This is a genomic window from Arthrobacter sp. B10-11, assembly GCF_033142195.1.
Lineage (GTDB): Bacteria > Actinomycetota > Actinomycetes > Actinomycetales > Micrococcaceae > Arthrobacter > Arthrobacter oryzae_C.
Genome location: NZ_JAWMTH010000001.1, coordinates 1,168,775 through 1,184,354, shown reverse-complemented (window position 1 = coordinate 1,184,354; position 15,580 = coordinate 1,168,775). Strand labels below are relative to the sequence as shown.

The 15,580-nt window shown below is 66.1% G+C and carries 12 protein-coding genes and 1 pseudogene; 8 read left to right on the top strand and 5 right to left on the bottom strand.

Translation table 11 applies throughout. From position 1 onward, the window contains the following. Positions 1 to 9: 9 nt before the first annotated feature. Positions 10 to 468: a hypothetical protein gene (locus RW112_RS05515; RefSeq protein WP_317780760.1), complete on the bottom strand. Its 459-nt coding sequence runs from the start codon at positions 466 to 468 to the stop codon at positions 10 to 12. A 107-nt stretch (positions 469 to 575) separates the two neighbouring features. Further along, on the bottom strand, positions 576 to 1,763 hold the full coding sequence (locus RW112_RS05510; RefSeq protein WP_317780759.1) for an NYN domain-containing protein: 1,188 nt from the start codon (positions 1,761 to 1,763) through the stop codon (positions 576 to 578). Positions 1,764 to 1,878: 115 nt separating this feature from the next. Here RW112_RS05510 and RW112_RS05505 point away from each other — a divergent pair, with 115 nt between their 5' ends. Next, a complete protein-coding gene (locus RW112_RS05505; protein ID WP_317780838.1) occupies positions 1,879 to 3,507 on the top strand; it encodes a methyltransferase in 1,629 nt (542 codons plus the stop codon). Positions 3,508 to 3,606: 99 nt separating this feature from the next. On the opposite strand, the pseudogene RW112_RS05500 reads toward RW112_RS05505, so the two are convergent. Beyond that, positions 3,607 to 4,749 (bottom strand): annotated as a pseudogene (locus tag RW112_RS05500) (MFS transporter); the annotation flags it as partial. A gap of 189 nt (positions 4,750 to 4,938) precedes the next feature. On the opposite strand from RW112_RS05500, the gene RW112_RS05495 reads away from it, so the two are divergent. From RW112_RS05495 to proC, 6 genes are all read left to right on the top strand, one after another. Next, positions 4,939 to 5,577 (top strand): winged helix-turn-helix domain-containing protein, encoded by a 639-nt coding sequence (locus tag RW112_RS05495; RefSeq protein ID WP_317780758.1) that lies wholly within the window; start codon positions 4,939 to 4,941, stop codon positions 5,575 to 5,577. A gap of 107 nt (positions 5,578 to 5,684) precedes the next feature. Continuing rightward, the gene (gene topA, locus RW112_RS05490; protein ID WP_317780757.1) at positions 5,685 to 8,417 is read left to right on the top strand and encodes a type I DNA topoisomerase; all 2,733 of its coding nucleotides are present in this window, start codon (positions 5,685 to 5,687) and stop codon (positions 8,415 to 8,417) included. 62 nt (positions 8,418 to 8,479) lie between these two features. Then, entirely contained in the window at positions 8,480 to 8,926 is a 447-nt protein-coding gene (locus tag RW112_RS05485; protein ID WP_305942155.1) for an SseB family protein, read from the top strand. A gap of 82 nt (positions 8,927 to 9,008) precedes the next feature. After that, positions 9,009 to 10,043 (top strand): Ppx/GppA phosphatase family protein, encoded by a 1,035-nt coding sequence (locus tag RW112_RS05480; protein WP_317780756.1) that lies wholly within the window; start codon positions 9,009 to 9,011, stop codon positions 10,041 to 10,043. 1 nt (position 10,044) lies between these two features. Further along, on the top strand, positions 10,045 to 10,881 hold the full coding sequence (locus RW112_RS05475; protein ID WP_317780755.1) for a sugar phosphate isomerase/epimerase family protein: 837 nt from the start codon (positions 10,045 to 10,047) through the stop codon (positions 10,879 to 10,881). A 278-nt stretch (positions 10,882 to 11,159) separates the two neighbouring features. Beyond that, positions 11,160 to 11,993 (top strand): pyrroline-5-carboxylate reductase, encoded by an 834-nt coding sequence (proC, locus tag RW112_RS05470; RefSeq protein ID WP_317780754.1) that lies wholly within the window; start codon positions 11,160 to 11,162, stop codon positions 11,991 to 11,993. A 130-nt stretch (positions 11,994 to 12,123) separates the two neighbouring features. On the opposite strand, the gene RW112_RS05465 is transcribed toward proC, so the two are convergent. Next, positions 12,124 to 12,810, bottom strand: coding sequence for a potassium channel family protein (locus RW112_RS05465; protein ID WP_305942151.1), 687 nt, complete (start codon positions 12,808 to 12,810; stop codon positions 12,124 to 12,126). Beyond that, entirely contained in the window at positions 12,803 to 14,236 is a 1,434-nt protein-coding gene (locus RW112_RS05460; protein WP_317780753.1) for a TrkH family potassium uptake protein, read from the bottom strand. Before RW112_RS05460 ends, RW112_RS05465 begins: the two co-directional genes overlap by 8 nt. A gap of 104 nt (positions 14,237 to 14,340) precedes the next feature. On the opposite strand from RW112_RS05460, the gene RW112_RS05455 reads away from it, so the two are divergent. After that, positions 14,341 to 15,564, top strand: a complete 1,224-nt coding sequence (locus tag RW112_RS05455; protein ID WP_317780752.1) for an acetoin utilization protein AcuC — start codon at positions 14,341 to 14,343, stop codon at positions 15,562 to 15,564. Positions 15,565 to 15,580 lie beyond the last annotated feature (16 nt).

Here is a 15,580-nt window from a genome sequence, read left to right as displayed (position 1 = left end):
CAGCCGAAGCTAGCTCCCTGCCGCCAGGTGATAGGCGTAGATGAGCGGTGCATCCACGCTGGCCGTGCTGACCTGCACGCGGCCGGCGGCGGGCACAGTTATCCTGGCGCGCTCGCGGCTGCCGTTGCAGGCGGCGCCCGCTTCGGCGAGCTTCGTGCTGCCTGCGGTGACGGTGAAGAAGGCCTTGCCTCCGCCGTCGCACGTCATGGTCAGGGTGTACACACCGGCCGGAACGTCCGCCGCGTCCTTGACCAGCGGCTCACGGTTGAGGATCTTGCCGGCGTCCTCAAGGACGGTTCCGCTGGCTGTCGGCAGGGCCGTGGCCCGCCAGGCGGGAACGTCGGCATTCTCGATCGATACGGCTGACGAGCAGGCGGAGGCGGCAATTACGAGGCAGGCGGCCGCGGCCGCCGTGCCGGCGACGCGACTCAGCGCGGGCCGCCGGGGCCCGGGGGTACGTGGAAACATACTTCCAACTTACCCGTTGCGACGGTCCCGCCCGGACCCCTGGCGGGCCTGGAGTTGACCGCTCGGCGCCGCCCGGCGCTCACTGCCTAATGCTGTGACCGGTGCTGCTACACGAGCTCATCGAGTCGGCGCCAGAACGCTGCCCGGATGGCCTTGCGGATGTCCTGGAGGTCGGTCTTCGCCTCACCGATCTTCGCGGCACAGTCCTTGATCAGGACCCGGTCTATGGTCGGCGGGAGCAGCGGGCGTTCGGCAAGGAGTTCGCTCAGTTCACGCTGGCTGACGCTGCCGTGCCAGTTGTCCGCGAGGCTGACAGCCACTGCTTCGGCACTCTCCACGAGGTCGAACCAGGGGCTTTGGGCTGCAGGTGCGCCGGTTGCCGTGGAATACACGGGTTCCCGCCGCACGGCGCCGGCTGCCGGCACTGGCCGCACGTCCTGCGGCACGCGCCTCGGACCCGGCGTGGGCACCGGCCTCCCTGACGGACCCGTCGGTCCGGCGGCAACGGAAGCAGCGGCGCGCGCTGCAGCCGCGGGGGATTCGGCGGCCTCCGTGCCGGCGTCGGCGGCAGCTTCCGCATCGGCAGGTGTCTCTCCCTCTTCGGCCGCTACAGCTCCCAGGGCGGGAACCATGCCCGGCCCCGGGAGAGGTCGCGTGCCGGGAGCGGGACCCGCGCCGTTGCCGGACACGCTGACTTCAACCCCGGATTCAGAGGACGCGGCAGCATAGGCGGCAACCACCGGGGCCGACTTGGCAAAGCAGCGGTCCAGGAGCGATTGCGGCAGGGTGGCGATGTCGTCCACCTGCAGGGCCAGGTGCTCGGCCACCGCAGTGACTCCCAGTCGGTGGCCCTGGTTCTCGATCCCCAGCAGCACCACCTTCATGCCGAGGTCTTGGGCCGCTTCCACCGCTTCGGCGAGGTCGTCGTCGCCGGAGAGCAGATAGGCGACGTCGGCCGAACGGTTCCGGGCGACCCCCACAAGGTCCAGGCCGAGCTTGAGGTCCACACCCTTCTGCTCGCCGTTGTAGGACATCCGCCCCAGCCGTACCTTGACGCCCGGAAGCAGGCCGATCCGCTTGTGTTCGTCGCTGAACACGCCATCCTTGGCGGCGTCATACCAGTACATCCTCAGCAGATCCCGGCTGTCGCGCTCGCTCACAAAAGACTGGATGCCGTCCGCGAGGCTTTTGTACTGGACGGAAAACGCAGAACGCAGCGAATTCCCCGTGACCCGAAGACCGCCCGTGGCCAGGAGAAAACCTGCGTCAACGAAGATCACACTTTTGCGGCTCATGCTCTGAAGCATAGGTGGTGCTGCCGACAATTCCGCCGTACGCGGTGCGAGCCTGATGATCGCGGGCCGGCCGGCGCGGCCCGAACCATAGACTTGCACAGTGACTGAAACAGCGATGCACTTCACGGCCGGCAACACTTCCGACGCCCCGCGCAGCGACCTCCCGGAACTACTCTCCGCGCTCGCCACGGACCTGCGCGCCATCGGCTACACCGTGGACGGAGTGGCGGGGCTGCTGGGGGAGTCCGCCTACTCAGCCCTCAGCCGCGACCAGCTCATCCCGGCGTTGATAGCCACCGAAGCCGCCGCGAAGGGCGACCCGGACGCAGCGGCGCTCGCCGCCGTCGTACGCCTGTGGCTGTTGGCGGTGCCACAGCGCGCAGACGTGCTCGACGCCGCCCTGCCGGGGATCCGCACGGAGGGTCTCCTCACGCTGGGGCTGGTTGAAGCTTCGGCACCGGGAGGGGCCGGCACGGAGGCCATCAGGGCGAAAGCCGATCTGCGGCCCTACGGGTGGGGCGGGAACGGCACCGATGCCCCCGGCGCCGACCTCTGGGTGGCCAGCGACCTCGCGGCGCACCAGCAGCCCGGCGTCCTCCGCCACGACCATGTGCTGGGAATCGGGCAGGCCTCCACAACACTGGTGCAGACCACCATCCGCCGCCCGGTGCCAAGGACCCTTGACCTGGGCACCGGCTGCGGCATCCAGTCCTTCCACCTCTTGCACCACTCGGATCACGTGACAGCCACGGACATCTCCGCCCGGGCGCTGGCCTTCACACGGTTCAACCTGCTGCTCAACGCCGAAGCGCTCCGTATCGATCCGGCCAGGCTGGAAGACCGGGTGAGCCTGCGCCTCGGCTCGCTGCTGGAACCCGTGGCCGGCGAAACCTTTGACCTGGTGGTGTCCAACCCGCCGTTCGTCATTACGCCCCGGAGCCAGGGCGAGGCCGCCGCGGACCAGTTCACCTACCGGGACGGCGGCCTGCCCGGAGACGACATTGTGGCGTCGCTGGTCAGGGAACTGCCGTCCATCCTTGCCCCCGCCGGAACAGCCCAGCTGTTGGGCAACTGGGAGGTCGCGGCGGGCACGGAGTGGCAGGAAAGGCCGCAAAGCTGGGCTGGTCCGGGGGTGGACGCCTGGTTCATCCAGCGGGAACTGGTGGGGCCGGAACAGTATGCCGAAACCTGGCTGCAGGACGCCTCCCAATCGCGCGACCGGCAGCACTACCAGGACGCCTACGCCGCCTACCTGGACGACTTCGCCTCACGAAACGTGGCGGGGATCGGATTCGGCATGGTCTTCCTGCGCCGCCCTGCTGCCGGCGCTGCACCGGTCATCAGCCGCTTCGAGGAGATCACCTATCCCATCGAACAGCCAGTGGGTCCGCACTTGGGCGCAGCAGTGGAGCGGGCCGACTGGCTGGCGGCCAACAACCTTGCCGCCACCCACTTACTGGTGGCAGAGGACGTCACGGAGGAGCGGCACCAGCGCCCGGGCGCGGAGCACCCCGGCGTGATCCTGTTGCGCCAGGGCGCAGGACTTCGGCGCACCAACCTGCTGAGCACCGAACTCGCCGGTTTCGTGTCAGCGTGCGACGGCGATCTGTCCGTCGGGCAGATCATCGGTGCCCTTGAAGCGCTGCTGGGCGGGGGTGACGGGTTCGACGGCGAAGCGTTCCGGAACGGGCTCCTCGCCGAAGTCGGTAACCTGGTCCGCGACGGGTTCCTCCTGCCGGCCTGAACCGGGCATGGCCGGTGTGGTACCGCCGTCTTCCAGGTCTTTGTGGTCCGCGGCTTCGATGCCGGCACCACCCGGCACGGCAGGAGCCGCATCGCTTGAACCGAAGCGCCAGAGCACGATGATGGCGAAGGTGAGGGACACCAGCGCGCCAATCCCGCCGATCAGCAGGAAACCGGAGCGGATCGGAAGCATGGCCCCTAAGAGGCCGCCCAACGCCAGCGCTGCAACGGTGATGGCACGGGTCAGGCCGCCGATCATGGACATCGCCTGACCGCGGCCTTCCTCGGGCATCCGGAGTATCACGATCGCCCCGAAGCAGGCGTTGAGGACACCGCAGGAGACGCCCATCCCGGTGTAGGCGACGAACATGATGTCCACGGTCGGCACCAGCCCGATGAATGCCAGCACCGCGGACGTTAGCGCCATGGAACCCAGCAGGACACGGAGCCGGAGCGGGGATGTCTTGATCAGCCCGGCGAGGGCGGCCCCGGCGGCCATTCCGAGCGCAAACGCGGCAATAAGCAGGCCGTACTGTTCTTCGGAGGCGCCCATCTCGCCCCGGAGCAGGAACACTTCAAGGACGTTGGTGGCCTCCCCCACGGCAATGAAAAACAGGGCGCCGAGCACGAGTGCCCACACCAGGCTGTCCCGCCTGATAAGCCGGAGCCCGTCCATGAGTGCGGGCTGGCCGCGGCCCGCGCGTTCGGCGGCAGTGCCACGGCGGGTCCGGATCAGGAAGGAGCCGGCTCCCATCAGGATGTAACAGCCGCTGGCGACGGAAAACACCAGTACCGGGCCGCCCCAGCCACTTAGCAGCCCACCCGCAGCGGGACCGGCCATTCCCGCGATCATGATGGTCGCCTGCATGGTGCCGACTGCGCGGGGTGTCCGCTCTTCACCAACAATGCGTGGCAACAGCGCCTGAAAGGTGGGGCCAGCCACGGCCTGGCACGCGTTCAGCACCAGAGTCAGCACGAAGACCGCGGGGATGTAGTTTTCCAGGTAGTGCATGCTCAGGCCCATGCCGGCGACAGCCGCGGCGCTGACTCCGGAAGCCGCCGTCGCGAGCGTCCGGGAATCCCTGGTGTCCGCCAGCCGGCCCGCCCAGGGGGCGAGGACCACCAGAGGCAGGGCCGAACACAGCAAGTAGAAGGCCACCAGCCAGGAGCCCGCCAAGGCCACCGTGCCTGCCTCGGCAGTTGATTGGAGGTGCAGCATCACGCTGACCACAACAGCACCCATGCCGGCGGCAGCCATAAAGCGTGCGCTGCTTGCCAGCAGGAAGTCCCGGCTTCGCCAAAGCGCTGAATCTCTTCGTAATAAGGCAGGCGATCGCCCGGCCGTGTCCCCCATGTCCGCGAAACTACTCCCGGCGCCAGTGGATGTCAAGCGTTTCTTTCAGAGTTGCCGAACGGCCGATAGAATGGAGGCGTGAATGCAGAAATTCCAGAGCCGGCCCCGGCCGCCCCGGAAGAGGGCGCCAGACGCAGGGTGCGGCCGGAGAAGAAGGTGGAGATCACCGATCCCAAGGCCATCCGCGCGCTGGCCCACGCGGCACGCCTGGAAGTGATCTCCGAGCTGTATTCCACCCAGGTCAGCCGGACGGCCACGGAGCTTGCCGTGCAGACAGGCCTGACGCCGAGCGCGATGAGCTACCACCTGCGTGCCTTGGAGAAGTGGGGCATCGTGGAGCCTGCCGCCACTGCCGGCGATGCACGGGAACGCCGCTGGCGAGCCGCCGGAACGGATTTCACCATCAACTCGGGCGGGGGAGTGGCCAGCCCCGAGTTCGCAGTCCTCGACCTGGAACTGGACGCCTTCCGGCGACGGGTCAGTGCTTACGCCAAGGTCCGGGACGAGCGCCGGAACAACGACCAATCCACCGAGGCGCCCGGCGTAGTGGTGCTCTCCAGCCACCTGCTGTACCTGACACCCGCGCAGCGCTCGGAGCTGACCGCGAAGGTGCTGGGCCTGCTGAAGGAATACGAGCTGGAGGACCCGGACCAGGTTCCCGGGGGCGCCGAGCGCATGGCCACAATGTGGTCCTTAATTCCGGACGACCGTAAGTGATGCCCCGCACCCGTTTTCCACATGAATGCGCATCATCCTGCAAAATATGGTGAACTAGGCGAGTATGGGCTCATCTGCCCGAGCCAACCTTTTTCTGTAGGAGCACCGTGCCAAGCAAGGCCAAAACCGGCAAGAAACTCGTGATTGTGGAGTCTCCGGCCAAGAGCAAGACCATCGCCAAGTACCTGGGCGAGGGCTTCATCGTTGAGGCCTCCATCGGTCACATCCGTGATCTGCCGCAGCCGTCCGAGCTCCCTGCCGAACTCAAGAAAACCTCCATCGGCAAGTTCGCCGTCGACATCGAACACGACTTCAAGCCGTATTACGTTGTGTCCGCGGACAAGAAGAAGAAGGTGACCGAGCTCAAAGCGGCGCTCAAGGACGCCGACGAACTTTATCTCGCAACCGATGGGGACCGCGAGGGCGAGGCCATCGCGTGGCACCTGCTGGAAGTGCTCAAGCCCAAGGTGCCTGTGTACCGGATGACCTTCGGCGAAATCACCAAGGAAGCCATCCAGCGCGCCATGGGCAACCTGCGCGATGTTGACCAGGACCTCGTGGATGCCCAGGAAACCCGCCGAGTGCTGGACCGCCTGTACGGTTACGAAATTTCCCCGGTCCTGTGGCGCAAGGTGGCCCGCGGACTGTCCGCCGGCCGTGTCCAGTCCGTGGTCACCCGTATGGTGGTGGACCGGGAACGGGAACGCATGGCGTTCAAGGCCGCGTCCTACTGGGACCTCACCGGCCAGTTCGGCGCCGGTTCCGCATCTGCTTCTTTCAAAGCCAAACTGGCCGCCGTCGACGGCGCCAAGGTGGCCAGCGGCCGCGACTTCAACGACGACGGCGAACTCACCTCGCGCAACGTCACGCACCTGAACGAGGAACTCGCCACGTCCCTGGCGGCGGGATTGCAGACCGCGGAATTCCAGGTCCGCTCCGTCGACACGAAGCCGTACACGCGCCGTCCGGCCGCTCCGTTTACTACTTCGACGCTGCAGCAGGAAGCCGGCCGCAAGCTGCGTTTCTCCTCCAAGAGCACCATGCAGGTGGCCCAGCGCCTCTACGAAAACGGCTACATCACCTATATGCGTACGGACTCGTCCGCGCTGAGTGACGAGGCCGTCACGGCTGCCCGGCGTCAGGCCTCGGAGCTTTACGGCCCGGAATACGTGCCGCAGTCGCCCCGGGTCTACACCGGCAAGGCTGCCAACGCGCAGGAAGCCCACGAGGCCATCCGTCCCGCCGGCGACTCCTTCCGGACTCCGGCGCAGGTGGCCAAGCAGCTCTCCGGCGACGAATTCCGGCTCTACGAGCTCATCTGGAAGCGCACCGTCGCCTCCCAGATGGCAGACGCCAAGGGCTCCACTGCCACCATCCGACTCGGTGCGACAGCCACGGACGGCAGGGACGCCGAGTTCTCCGCTTCGGGTACCGTGATCACCTTCCCGGGCTTCCTTGCCGCCTACGAAGAAGGCAAGGACGAAAGCCGAGGGGACGACGACTCCGAGGAGGCCCGCCGCCTGCCCAACGTGGCCAAGGGCGACTCCCTCACCGCGGCGGACATCATCGCCGTGGGCCACGAGACCTCCCCGCCGCCGCGCTACACCGAAGCCTCCCTGACAGCCGAGCTGGAAAAGAAGGGCATCGGACGCCCGTCCACTTATGCCTCCACCATCTCCACCATCCAGGACCGCGGCTACGTGCGTAAGCAGGGCTCCGCGCTGGTTCCGAGCTGGATCGCGTTCTCGGTGATCAGGCTTCTGGAACAGCACTTCCATGACTACGTGGACTACGAGTTCACGGCTGATATGGAAGGTGACCTGGACAAGATCGCGAACGGCCAGGCCGTGGGCGCGGCCTGGCTCAAGCACTTCTATTACGGCGAGGATTCCGATCCGGGCCTGTTGAGCATCGTGAACAACCTTGGCGAAATCGATGCCAAGGAAATCAATTCCGTGCCGATCGCTGAGGGCATCACCCTGAGGGTCGGCAAGTTCGGCCCGTACCTGGAGAGCTCCGTCCCCACGGTTGATCCGAAGACCGGAGAAGTTGTTGAGTCCGCCCGCGCCAACGTTCCTGAGGACCTTGCGCCGGACGAGCTGACACCGGCCAAGGCCATTGAGCTGATGGAAACGGCTGCGCCCGAGGAACGTGTGCTGGGCGAGGACCCGCACACCGGGCATACGATCGTGGCCAAGAACGGCCGCTACGGCGCTTACGTTACGGAAATCATTCCGGAGATGACCGACGAACAGCTGGCCAACCAGCCCGTGGAGTACTACAAGAACGGCAAGCCGAAGCCGCCGAAGAAGCCCGTCAAGGCCAAGCCGCGCACCGGTTCGCTGTTTGCCTCCATGAGCGTGGATTCGGTCACCCTTGACGAGGCGATGCAGTTGATGAGCCTGCCGCGCGTGCTCGGCGAGGATGCCGAAGGCAACGTCATCACGGTGCAGAACGGCCGCTTCGGCCCGTACCTGAAGAAGGGCACGGACTCCCGCTCCATCGGCTCCGAAGAGGAAATCTTCTCGATCACGCTGGAGCAGGCACTGGAGATCTACTCCCAGCCCAAGCAGCGCGGTGCCCGCGCCGCCGTCCCGCCGCTCGCCGAGTTCGGCCCGGACCCGGTATCGGAGAAAAACATCGTGGTGAAGGAAGGCCGGTTCGGTCCTTACATCACCGACGGCATCACCAACATCACTGTTCCGCGCTCCACTTCGCTGGAGGAACTCACCAGGGAACAGGCTGTGGAACTCCTGGCGGAAAAGCGTGCCAAGGGACCGGCCAAGCGTCCTGCGGCGCGCAAGGCCCCTGCAAAGAAGAAGGCCGTCGCCAAGAAGTAGTAGTGGCAGGGCGGATGGTGAAGGAATTGCGCGCCACGGGTACAACGTGATCGAGTAGATACATGACTGAACAGCCTGCACCCGCGGAAATCCAGCCCCTGAACGACCTCGAAGAGAAGCTCGCCACTGGTGACCAGCCGGATGCCAACCCGGTGGACGTCATCCTGTCGTTCCTCAACAACGAGGTCTACATCATCAGCTCCGACGCGCTTGAGGGTGAAGACGCGCAGGTGGAGCCGCTGGTGCTCTCCAACGCCGAAGGCAAGCCCGTACTGGCCGTGTTCTCGCACCCGAGCCGCGTGGACCAGCAGTTCCTCGACGCAGCCCCCAACGTGCTGGGCACCCAGGGAGCCGCGATCATCGGCAACCTTGGTGATGAGCTGGGCATGGTGATCAACCCCGGCAGCGCCTTCGGCTTCGAAATCGATCCCGAAGGCGTGGCCAACATCCGCCGCGACTTCAAGCGCGCGGACCAGCCCTCGGAAGATTCGGCAGCTCCGGCCGAGTAGTTGCCGGCGGGATCCCGACTCGAACCGGCAAGCCGCCGACGCAGTTTGCGCCGGCGGCTTGCTGTCGGTGAATAATGGCAGAATGCGTCTAGGCGTCCTCGACATCGGTTCAAACACTGTCCACCTGCTCCTGGTTGATGCGCACCCCGGCGCACGGCCGGTGCCTTTCGCCTCGCACAAACGCCCGCTCTCACTGGTGCAGTTCCTCGACGCCGAGGGAAACATCAACGAGGCCGGCCAGCACGAACTCATCGAATTCGTCCTGGAAGCGTGGGAGTTCGCGGCCAAACACAAAGCCCAGGACCTGCTGGCCTTCTGCACCTCCGCCATCAGGGAAGCCACCAACGGCCCGGCGGTGCTGGCCCGGGTCAAGCACGAAACGACCGTGACGCTCCAGGAACTTACCGGCAGCGAAGAAGCGTCCATGACGTTCTTTGCCGTCCGCCGCTGGTATGGCTGGGGAGCCGGACCCATCCTGAACCTCGATATCGGCGGCGGCTCATTCGAAATGGCGTTGGGCCAGGACGAGCTGCCGGAACTCGCTACGTCCGTGCCGCTCGGCGCCAGCCGCCTCACCCGCGACTGGCTGCACGAGGATCCGCCCACGGCCAAGAGCGTCAAGGAACTCCGGCGCTACATCCGCGCCACCCTCAAACCTGCCGTCCGAAGCTTCAACGAGCTCGGCCGGGCAAACGTGGTGGCGGGGACGTCCAAGACCTTCCGTTCGCTGGCCCGCATCGCCGGGGCAGCACCGAGCGCGGCCGGACCATACGTCAAGCGCGAACTCGGCGCCACGGACCTTGGCCTCTGGGCGCAGCGGATCTCCGCCATGAAGACCGAGGACCGGCTGCACCTCCCCGGTGTCTCCGAGGCCCGCGCGAACCAGCTCCTTGCCGGAGCGCTCGTGGCCGAGGCGGCCCTGGAACTCTTTGAATTCAAGAAGGTCAAGATCTGCCCGTGGGCGCTGCGGGAAGGACTGATCCTCCGCAGGCTGGACCAGCTGATCTTTGAAGGGCCGCTGGAACCGGCGCACCACGTCGTGCTGCCGCCGGTTGAGGCGGGCACGTCCGCCTCTGCCGCGGCCCCAGCCGTCCTTTCCGGCGGGAGGGCCGACTGAGATGAGTCCCGGCGTCGAACATTCCCCTGAAGAAGACCGGGTGATTCCGGTAGCGCTGTCCAGCGCGTCCGTGTACCCGCTGACCGTGCATGATGCTTTCGCCGTGGCGCAGGACCTTGGCTTTGACGGCGTGGAAGTGATGGTCACCAACAACACCACCAGCCAGAGCCCGCACTCCCTCCTTGAGCTCAGCCACCGCTACCGGCAGCCCATCGTCTCCATCCATGCACCCACGCTGCTGCTGACGCAAAAGGTGTGGGGATCGGCCTGGAACAAGATCGAGATGTCCTGCCGAATGGCCCGGGAGGTGGGCTGCGGCACCGTGGTGGTCCATCCGCCGTTCCGGTGGCAGAACAACTACGCGGAGAACTTTCCCGCCGGCATCCGCCAGCTCGCCGATATGTACCAGGTCCGGATCGCCGTCGAAAACATGTACCCGTGGCGCGTGCGGGGCCGGGAGACGGTGGCGTACCTGCCGCACTGGGACCCCGTGGGGCAGGATTACGACGACGTCACGTGGGATTTCTCGCACGCCGCCACCGCGGGGGCAAACAGTGTTGAGGCGATCAAGGCCCTCGGCAGCAAGCTCAGGCACATCCACCTCACGGACGGGTCGGGCTCCGGCAAGGACGAGCATCTGATTCCCGGACGGGGCAACCAGGGCTGCGCGGAAGCGCTGCAGCACCTGGCAAGGAGCGGATTCGACGGCGTGGTGGTGGCGGAAATTTCCACCCGAAGGGCGAGGTTTGCGGGAGAGCGCGAACAGTGGCTCAACGAAACGCTGGAGTTCGCGCGCCAGCACCTGAGCCATCCGCTGGTCGGCGCGCGGGACGCCTGAAACCGTTCGGAGAAGCGCCGTTAAACGAGAAAGCACCGGCGGCCGTGGCAGGAAAATGGGGGAAACCTGCGTCAGACCACCGGTGCCGGGCAAACATCCCCATGCTTGCCTCATCACTCGCACCCTCAATGAGGTAATTAATACGTTAGGGGCCCACTTTGTGAAGAAGCTGCGGCGAACATGTGAGCCAGCTGTGAATGGAGACCCGCCGCCGCAGTTGAGGTCCGGACTGTAACCCCCGCGTGCGGCAACGCGCGCCGAACTGCAATGATGGACCCATGAGCAACCGAATCGCATTCCTTGGCTGTGGATCCATGAACGAGGCCGTCATGACCGGCATGCTGGAGGCCGGAACAGACCCGGCGGACGTCGTCGCCACGGTCCGGCGCGCGGAGCGTGCTGCCGAGCTTGCCCAGCGGCACCCCGGCATCACGGCCATCGCCGGGGAAGAGGAGCCGGAGAACAACAAGCAGGCGGCCACCGGCTCGGACGTCGTGATTCTCGGGGTCAAGCCCGTAGGCATTGCCGACCTCGCGCGGGAGATCAGCGGTTCCCTTTCCCCGAAAGCCATCGTGATCAGCGTGGCCGCCGCGGTGTCCATCGCCCAACTGGAAGCCGCGCTGCCGGCGGGGCAGCCGGTGATACGCTCCATGCCGAACACTCCCGCCAAACTGGGGCGCGGCGTCGTGTCCGTCTCACCGGGAACTAACTGCTCGGCAGAACAGCTGCAGCTGGCCAAAGACATCCTCAAGGGCGCCGGAACTGTGGTGGAGGTGCCCGAGGAGCAGGTGGATGCGCTCTCAGCCATCAGCGGTTCGGGTCCGGCCTACGCGTTCTACCTGGCCGAGGCGATGGCGGCTGCCGGCGTCGAACTCGGCCTGGATCCTGACTTGTCGCTGCTGCTGGCACGGGAAACCGTGGCGGGAGCCGGCATGATGCTCACCGAACCGGGCGCGGACCCCGCTGCCCTTCGCAAGGCCGTGACAAGCCCGAACGGCACCACTGAACGCGCCATTGCCACCTTCGACGAACGCGGACTTCCTGCGATCATCGCCGACGGCGCCCGCGCCGCTGCAGCCCGCGCCGCCGAAATCACCAAACAACTCGCCTGACCGCCCGGGCAACAGCCACATTCCGTGCCGCACCAACGAGTTTTTGTCCAGATAATGGCCGTTAGTGGCCGCTATGGTGCCGTTATCTGGACAAAAACTCCGGGGGCCGGGGGCTAGGGGCGGGCGGGTGCTAGGGGCGGGCGGCGAACCGTTCCAGCAGGTCAACGTGGCCGGACACGATCAGCATGTCCCGGGAGGACACCTTGGTTTCCGGACGGGCGTAAGTGAAGTCTTCGCCGGGTGACTTCACGCCGACGATGGTCACGCCGTACTTGGAGCGGACCTTGGACTCGTCAAGGGTGAAGCCCACGGTTTCCCGCGGCGGATACATCTTCACGATCGCGTAGTCGTCGTCGAACTCGATGAAGTCCAGCATTCGGCCGGACACCAGGTGCGCGGCCCTGACGCCGGCGTCGGCCTCCGGATAGATCACGTGGTTGGCGCCGATGCGGGTCAGGATCTTGCCATGTGACGGTGTGATCGCCTTGACCCAGAGGTGCTGGATCCCGAGGTCCACGAGGTTCACTGTGATCAGCACCGACGACTCGATGGACGTGCCCACCCCCACCACGGCGGAGCTGAACTCCTGCGCGCCGAGCTGCCGCAGGGCGTCGATGTTCGTGGCGTCGGCCTCGACGACGTGCGTGAGCACCGGTGCCCATTTCTGCACCAGGTTGCGGTCGCGTTCGATCGCCAGGACCTCGCGCCCCTGCTTGACCAGCTGTTCGGCGGTGGATGAGCCAAAGCGGCCCAGCCCGATCACCAGCACGGGGGCGTTGTGGGCGGGCCGATTTACGGCGCCTGAGGAATCAGCCAATGATGGGCCTCTCTTCCGGGTAGTGGTACAGCTGGCTGCGCTGGCGCAACGCCAACGCAGCGGCGAGGGTCACGGTGCCCACGCGTCCGGCGAACATCAGCGCGGACAGGACATAAACGCCCGACGGCGGCAGCTCGGCACTGAGGTTCGTGCTGAGGCCCACGGTGGCGAAGGCGGAGATGGTTTCGAAGAGCACCCGGTCCAGGGACGCCCCGCTGATGTGCAGGAGCAGGAAGGCTGAAACGGAAACGAGGGTGGCGCCGGCGACGATCACCGAGATGGCCACCCGCATGGTTCCCTGCGGAATGGTGCGGCCGTAGACCTTCACGTCGGCGTCGCCGCGGGCCTCCGCCGCGATGGCCAGGAACATGACGGCGATGGTGGTCACCTTGATGCCGCCGGCCGTGGAGGCCGAGCCGCCGCCGGCGAACATCAGGGCGTCCGTAAGCAGCATGGTGGTGGATTCCATGTGGTTCTGGTCGACCAGGTTGAAGCCGCCGGACCGGGTCATCACCGAGGCGAAGAGGGAGTGCGTAATTTTGTCGCCGATGTCCATGGAACCGATGGTCCGCATGTTTTCCCATTCCATCAGGCCCCACAGCACGGTTCCGGCCGCCAGGAGGATGAACGACACCTGGATGGTCAGCTTGGTGTGCAGGTTCCATTTCTTCCAGTTCAGCCCGTTCTGCTGCAGCACCATCACCACAGGAAACCCCAGGCTGCCCAGGAAGACTCCGAGCATCAGTGGGACCAGGATCCAGAGATCGGTCTCGTAGGGGACGATGCCGTCCGAGTGCGGTGTGAATCCGGCGTTGTTGAAGGACGAGATCGCATAGAAGACGCCGTGCCACACCGACTGGCCGAAGCTCTCGCCGAGCGTCAGGAAGCGGGGGATCAGTGCGACGGCGAGGGCAGCCTCAATGACCACGGAGGTGGTGATGACGATCCGCAGCAGGGTGCCGACTTCGCCGAGACGGCCGGCGTTGTTCATGGCTTCCTGGGCAATGAGCTTGCCACGCACGCCGAGCTTCTTGCTGACCATCAGCGCCAGCAGCGAGGCGAGGGTCAGCGTGCCCAGGCCGCCGACGAAGATGCCCACCAGGATGACCAGCTGGCCAAAAAAGGACCAGTGCACGGCGGTGGACACCACGGTCAGGCCGGTGACGCAGACGGCGGACACCGCGGTGAACAGGGCCTGGTGCAGGGGCGTGAAATCGCCGGTGGCTGAGGACGCCGGCAGGGAAAGGAGCAGTGTAAAGACAATGATGACGACGCCGAACGCCGTCAGTGCCAGCCTCGCCGGCGAGGTGTTGGCGATGTTGTCGATAAAGTCGCGGATACCCGTGAAAATCCACAGGCCCTCACGCTCGGGCATGCCGGGGTGCCAGTTTGCCGGGCTCTTGGACCTCGGCTGGCTTTGCGTCATGTGCGGCTTATCCTCGGTTGAAACTGCTTCCTTCAGTAGTAAACCACTATATTCCGCGCGGTGACCGGGAAATGGGGCTGCCCGGCTCAGGTAGCCTGTCCTTGATGACATTCCTGCCCGGACTCGCTCAGCCCGCACTGCCAACGATGGTGGTGTGGGACATGGCCATGACCGCCTACAACTTCGGCCACGGGCACCCGATGGCGCCGGAACGTATGGAACTAACCGCCCGCCTGGCCCGCAGCCTGGGCCTGTTGGACCTGGGGCACGTTACCGTGGCCGCCCCGGAGGTGGCCAGTGATGATGAACTGTCCACTGTCCATAGCCCCGAATTCGTGGCGGCAGTCCGGCGCGTCAGCTCTAACCCGGACGTCCCTGACCTTGAACGGGGCCTGGGCACTGAGGACGACCCCGCCTTTGCCGGCATGCACGAGGCCAGTGCGAGGCTGGCCGGCGGTTCGTTGATGGCAGCCGGCGCGATCCTGGACGGCAGTGCCGTCCGGGCGGTCAATTTCGGCGGCGGCATGCATCACGCGGCACGGGAACGGGCCAGCGGCTTCTGTATTTACAACGACGCCGCCCTGGCCATCCAGAAACTGCTCGACGGCGGTGTGCAGCGTGTGGCATATATCGACGTTGACGCCCACCACGGCGACGGGACGCAGAGCATTTTCTGGGATGATCCACGCGTCCTCACTATTTCCCTGCACGAGACCGGCCTGACGCTGTTCCCCGGGACGGGTTTCGCCAACGAGATCGGCGGCCCGAATGCCCAGGGCAGCGCGGTCAACGTGGCGCTGCCGGCAGGGACGGGCGACGCCGGCTGGCTGAGGGCGTTCCACGCCGTGGTGCCGCAACTAATCGGCGCCTTCGAACCCGAGGTAATTGTGAGCCAGCACGGCTGCGACTCGCACCGGCTGGATCCCCTGACACACCTCAACATCAGCGTGGACGGCCAGCGCGAGGCGGCCACCGCCGTCGGGAATCTGGCTGCGCGCTACTGCGGGGACAGGTGGATTGCCACCGGCGGCGGGGGCTACAACGTGATCAGCGTGGTGCCGCGCTCCTGGAGTCACCTGATTGCCATCGCGGCCGGCAGGCCAGTCCCGCTTCGCACAGCGGTCCCCGAGGATTGGCGCCAGTACGTCCAGGACAAGTACGGGGCTATCTACGGGGTGTCGGCGCCGGAGTTCATGGGCGACGACGTGGACGTATGGTGGCGCTCGTGGGAGGTGGGCTTCGATCCCAACGACGAGGTGGACCGCACTGTGATGGCCACCCGCAAGGAAGTGTTTCCCCTGTACGGACTGGATCCCTGGTTCGACTAGGTCCCCGGTTCGACTA

What these genes read in the sequence shown, in the direction of transcription:
- RW112_RS05505 (WP_317780838.1), top strand. Translation starts at nt 1,879, where the DNA reads ATGCACTTCACGGCCGGCAACACTTCCGACGCCCCGCGCAGCGACCTC.
- RW112_RS05515 (WP_317780760.1), bottom strand. Translation starts at nt 468, where the DNA reads ATGTTTCCACGTACCCCCGGGCCCCGGCGGCCCGCGCTGAGTCGCGTC.
- RW112_RS05460 (WP_317780753.1), bottom strand. Translation starts at nt 14,236, where the DNA reads ATGACGCAAAGCCAGCCGAGGTCCAAGAGCCCGGCAAACTGGCACCCC.
- RW112_RS05475 (WP_317780755.1), top strand. Translation starts at nt 10,045, where the DNA reads ATGAGTCCCGGCGTCGAACATTCCCCTGAAGAAGACCGGGTGATTCCG.
- RW112_RS05510 (WP_317780759.1), bottom strand. Translation starts at nt 1,763, where the DNA reads ATGAGCCGCAAAAGTGTGATCTTCGTTGACGCAGGTTTTCTCCTGGCC.
- RW112_RS05480 (WP_317780756.1), top strand. Translation starts at nt 9,009, where the DNA reads ATGCGTCTAGGCGTCCTCGACATCGGTTCAAACACTGTCCACCTGCTC.
- RW112_RS05455 (WP_317780752.1), top strand. Translation starts at nt 14,341, where the DNA reads ATGACATTCCTGCCCGGACTCGCTCAGCCCGCACTGCCAACGATGGTG.
- proC (WP_317780754.1), top strand. Translation starts at nt 11,160, where the DNA reads ATGAGCAACCGAATCGCATTCCTTGGCTGTGGATCCATGAACGAGGCC.
- RW112_RS05485 (WP_305942155.1), top strand. Translation starts at nt 8,480, where the DNA reads ATGACTGAACAGCCTGCACCCGCGGAAATCCAGCCCCTGAACGACCTC.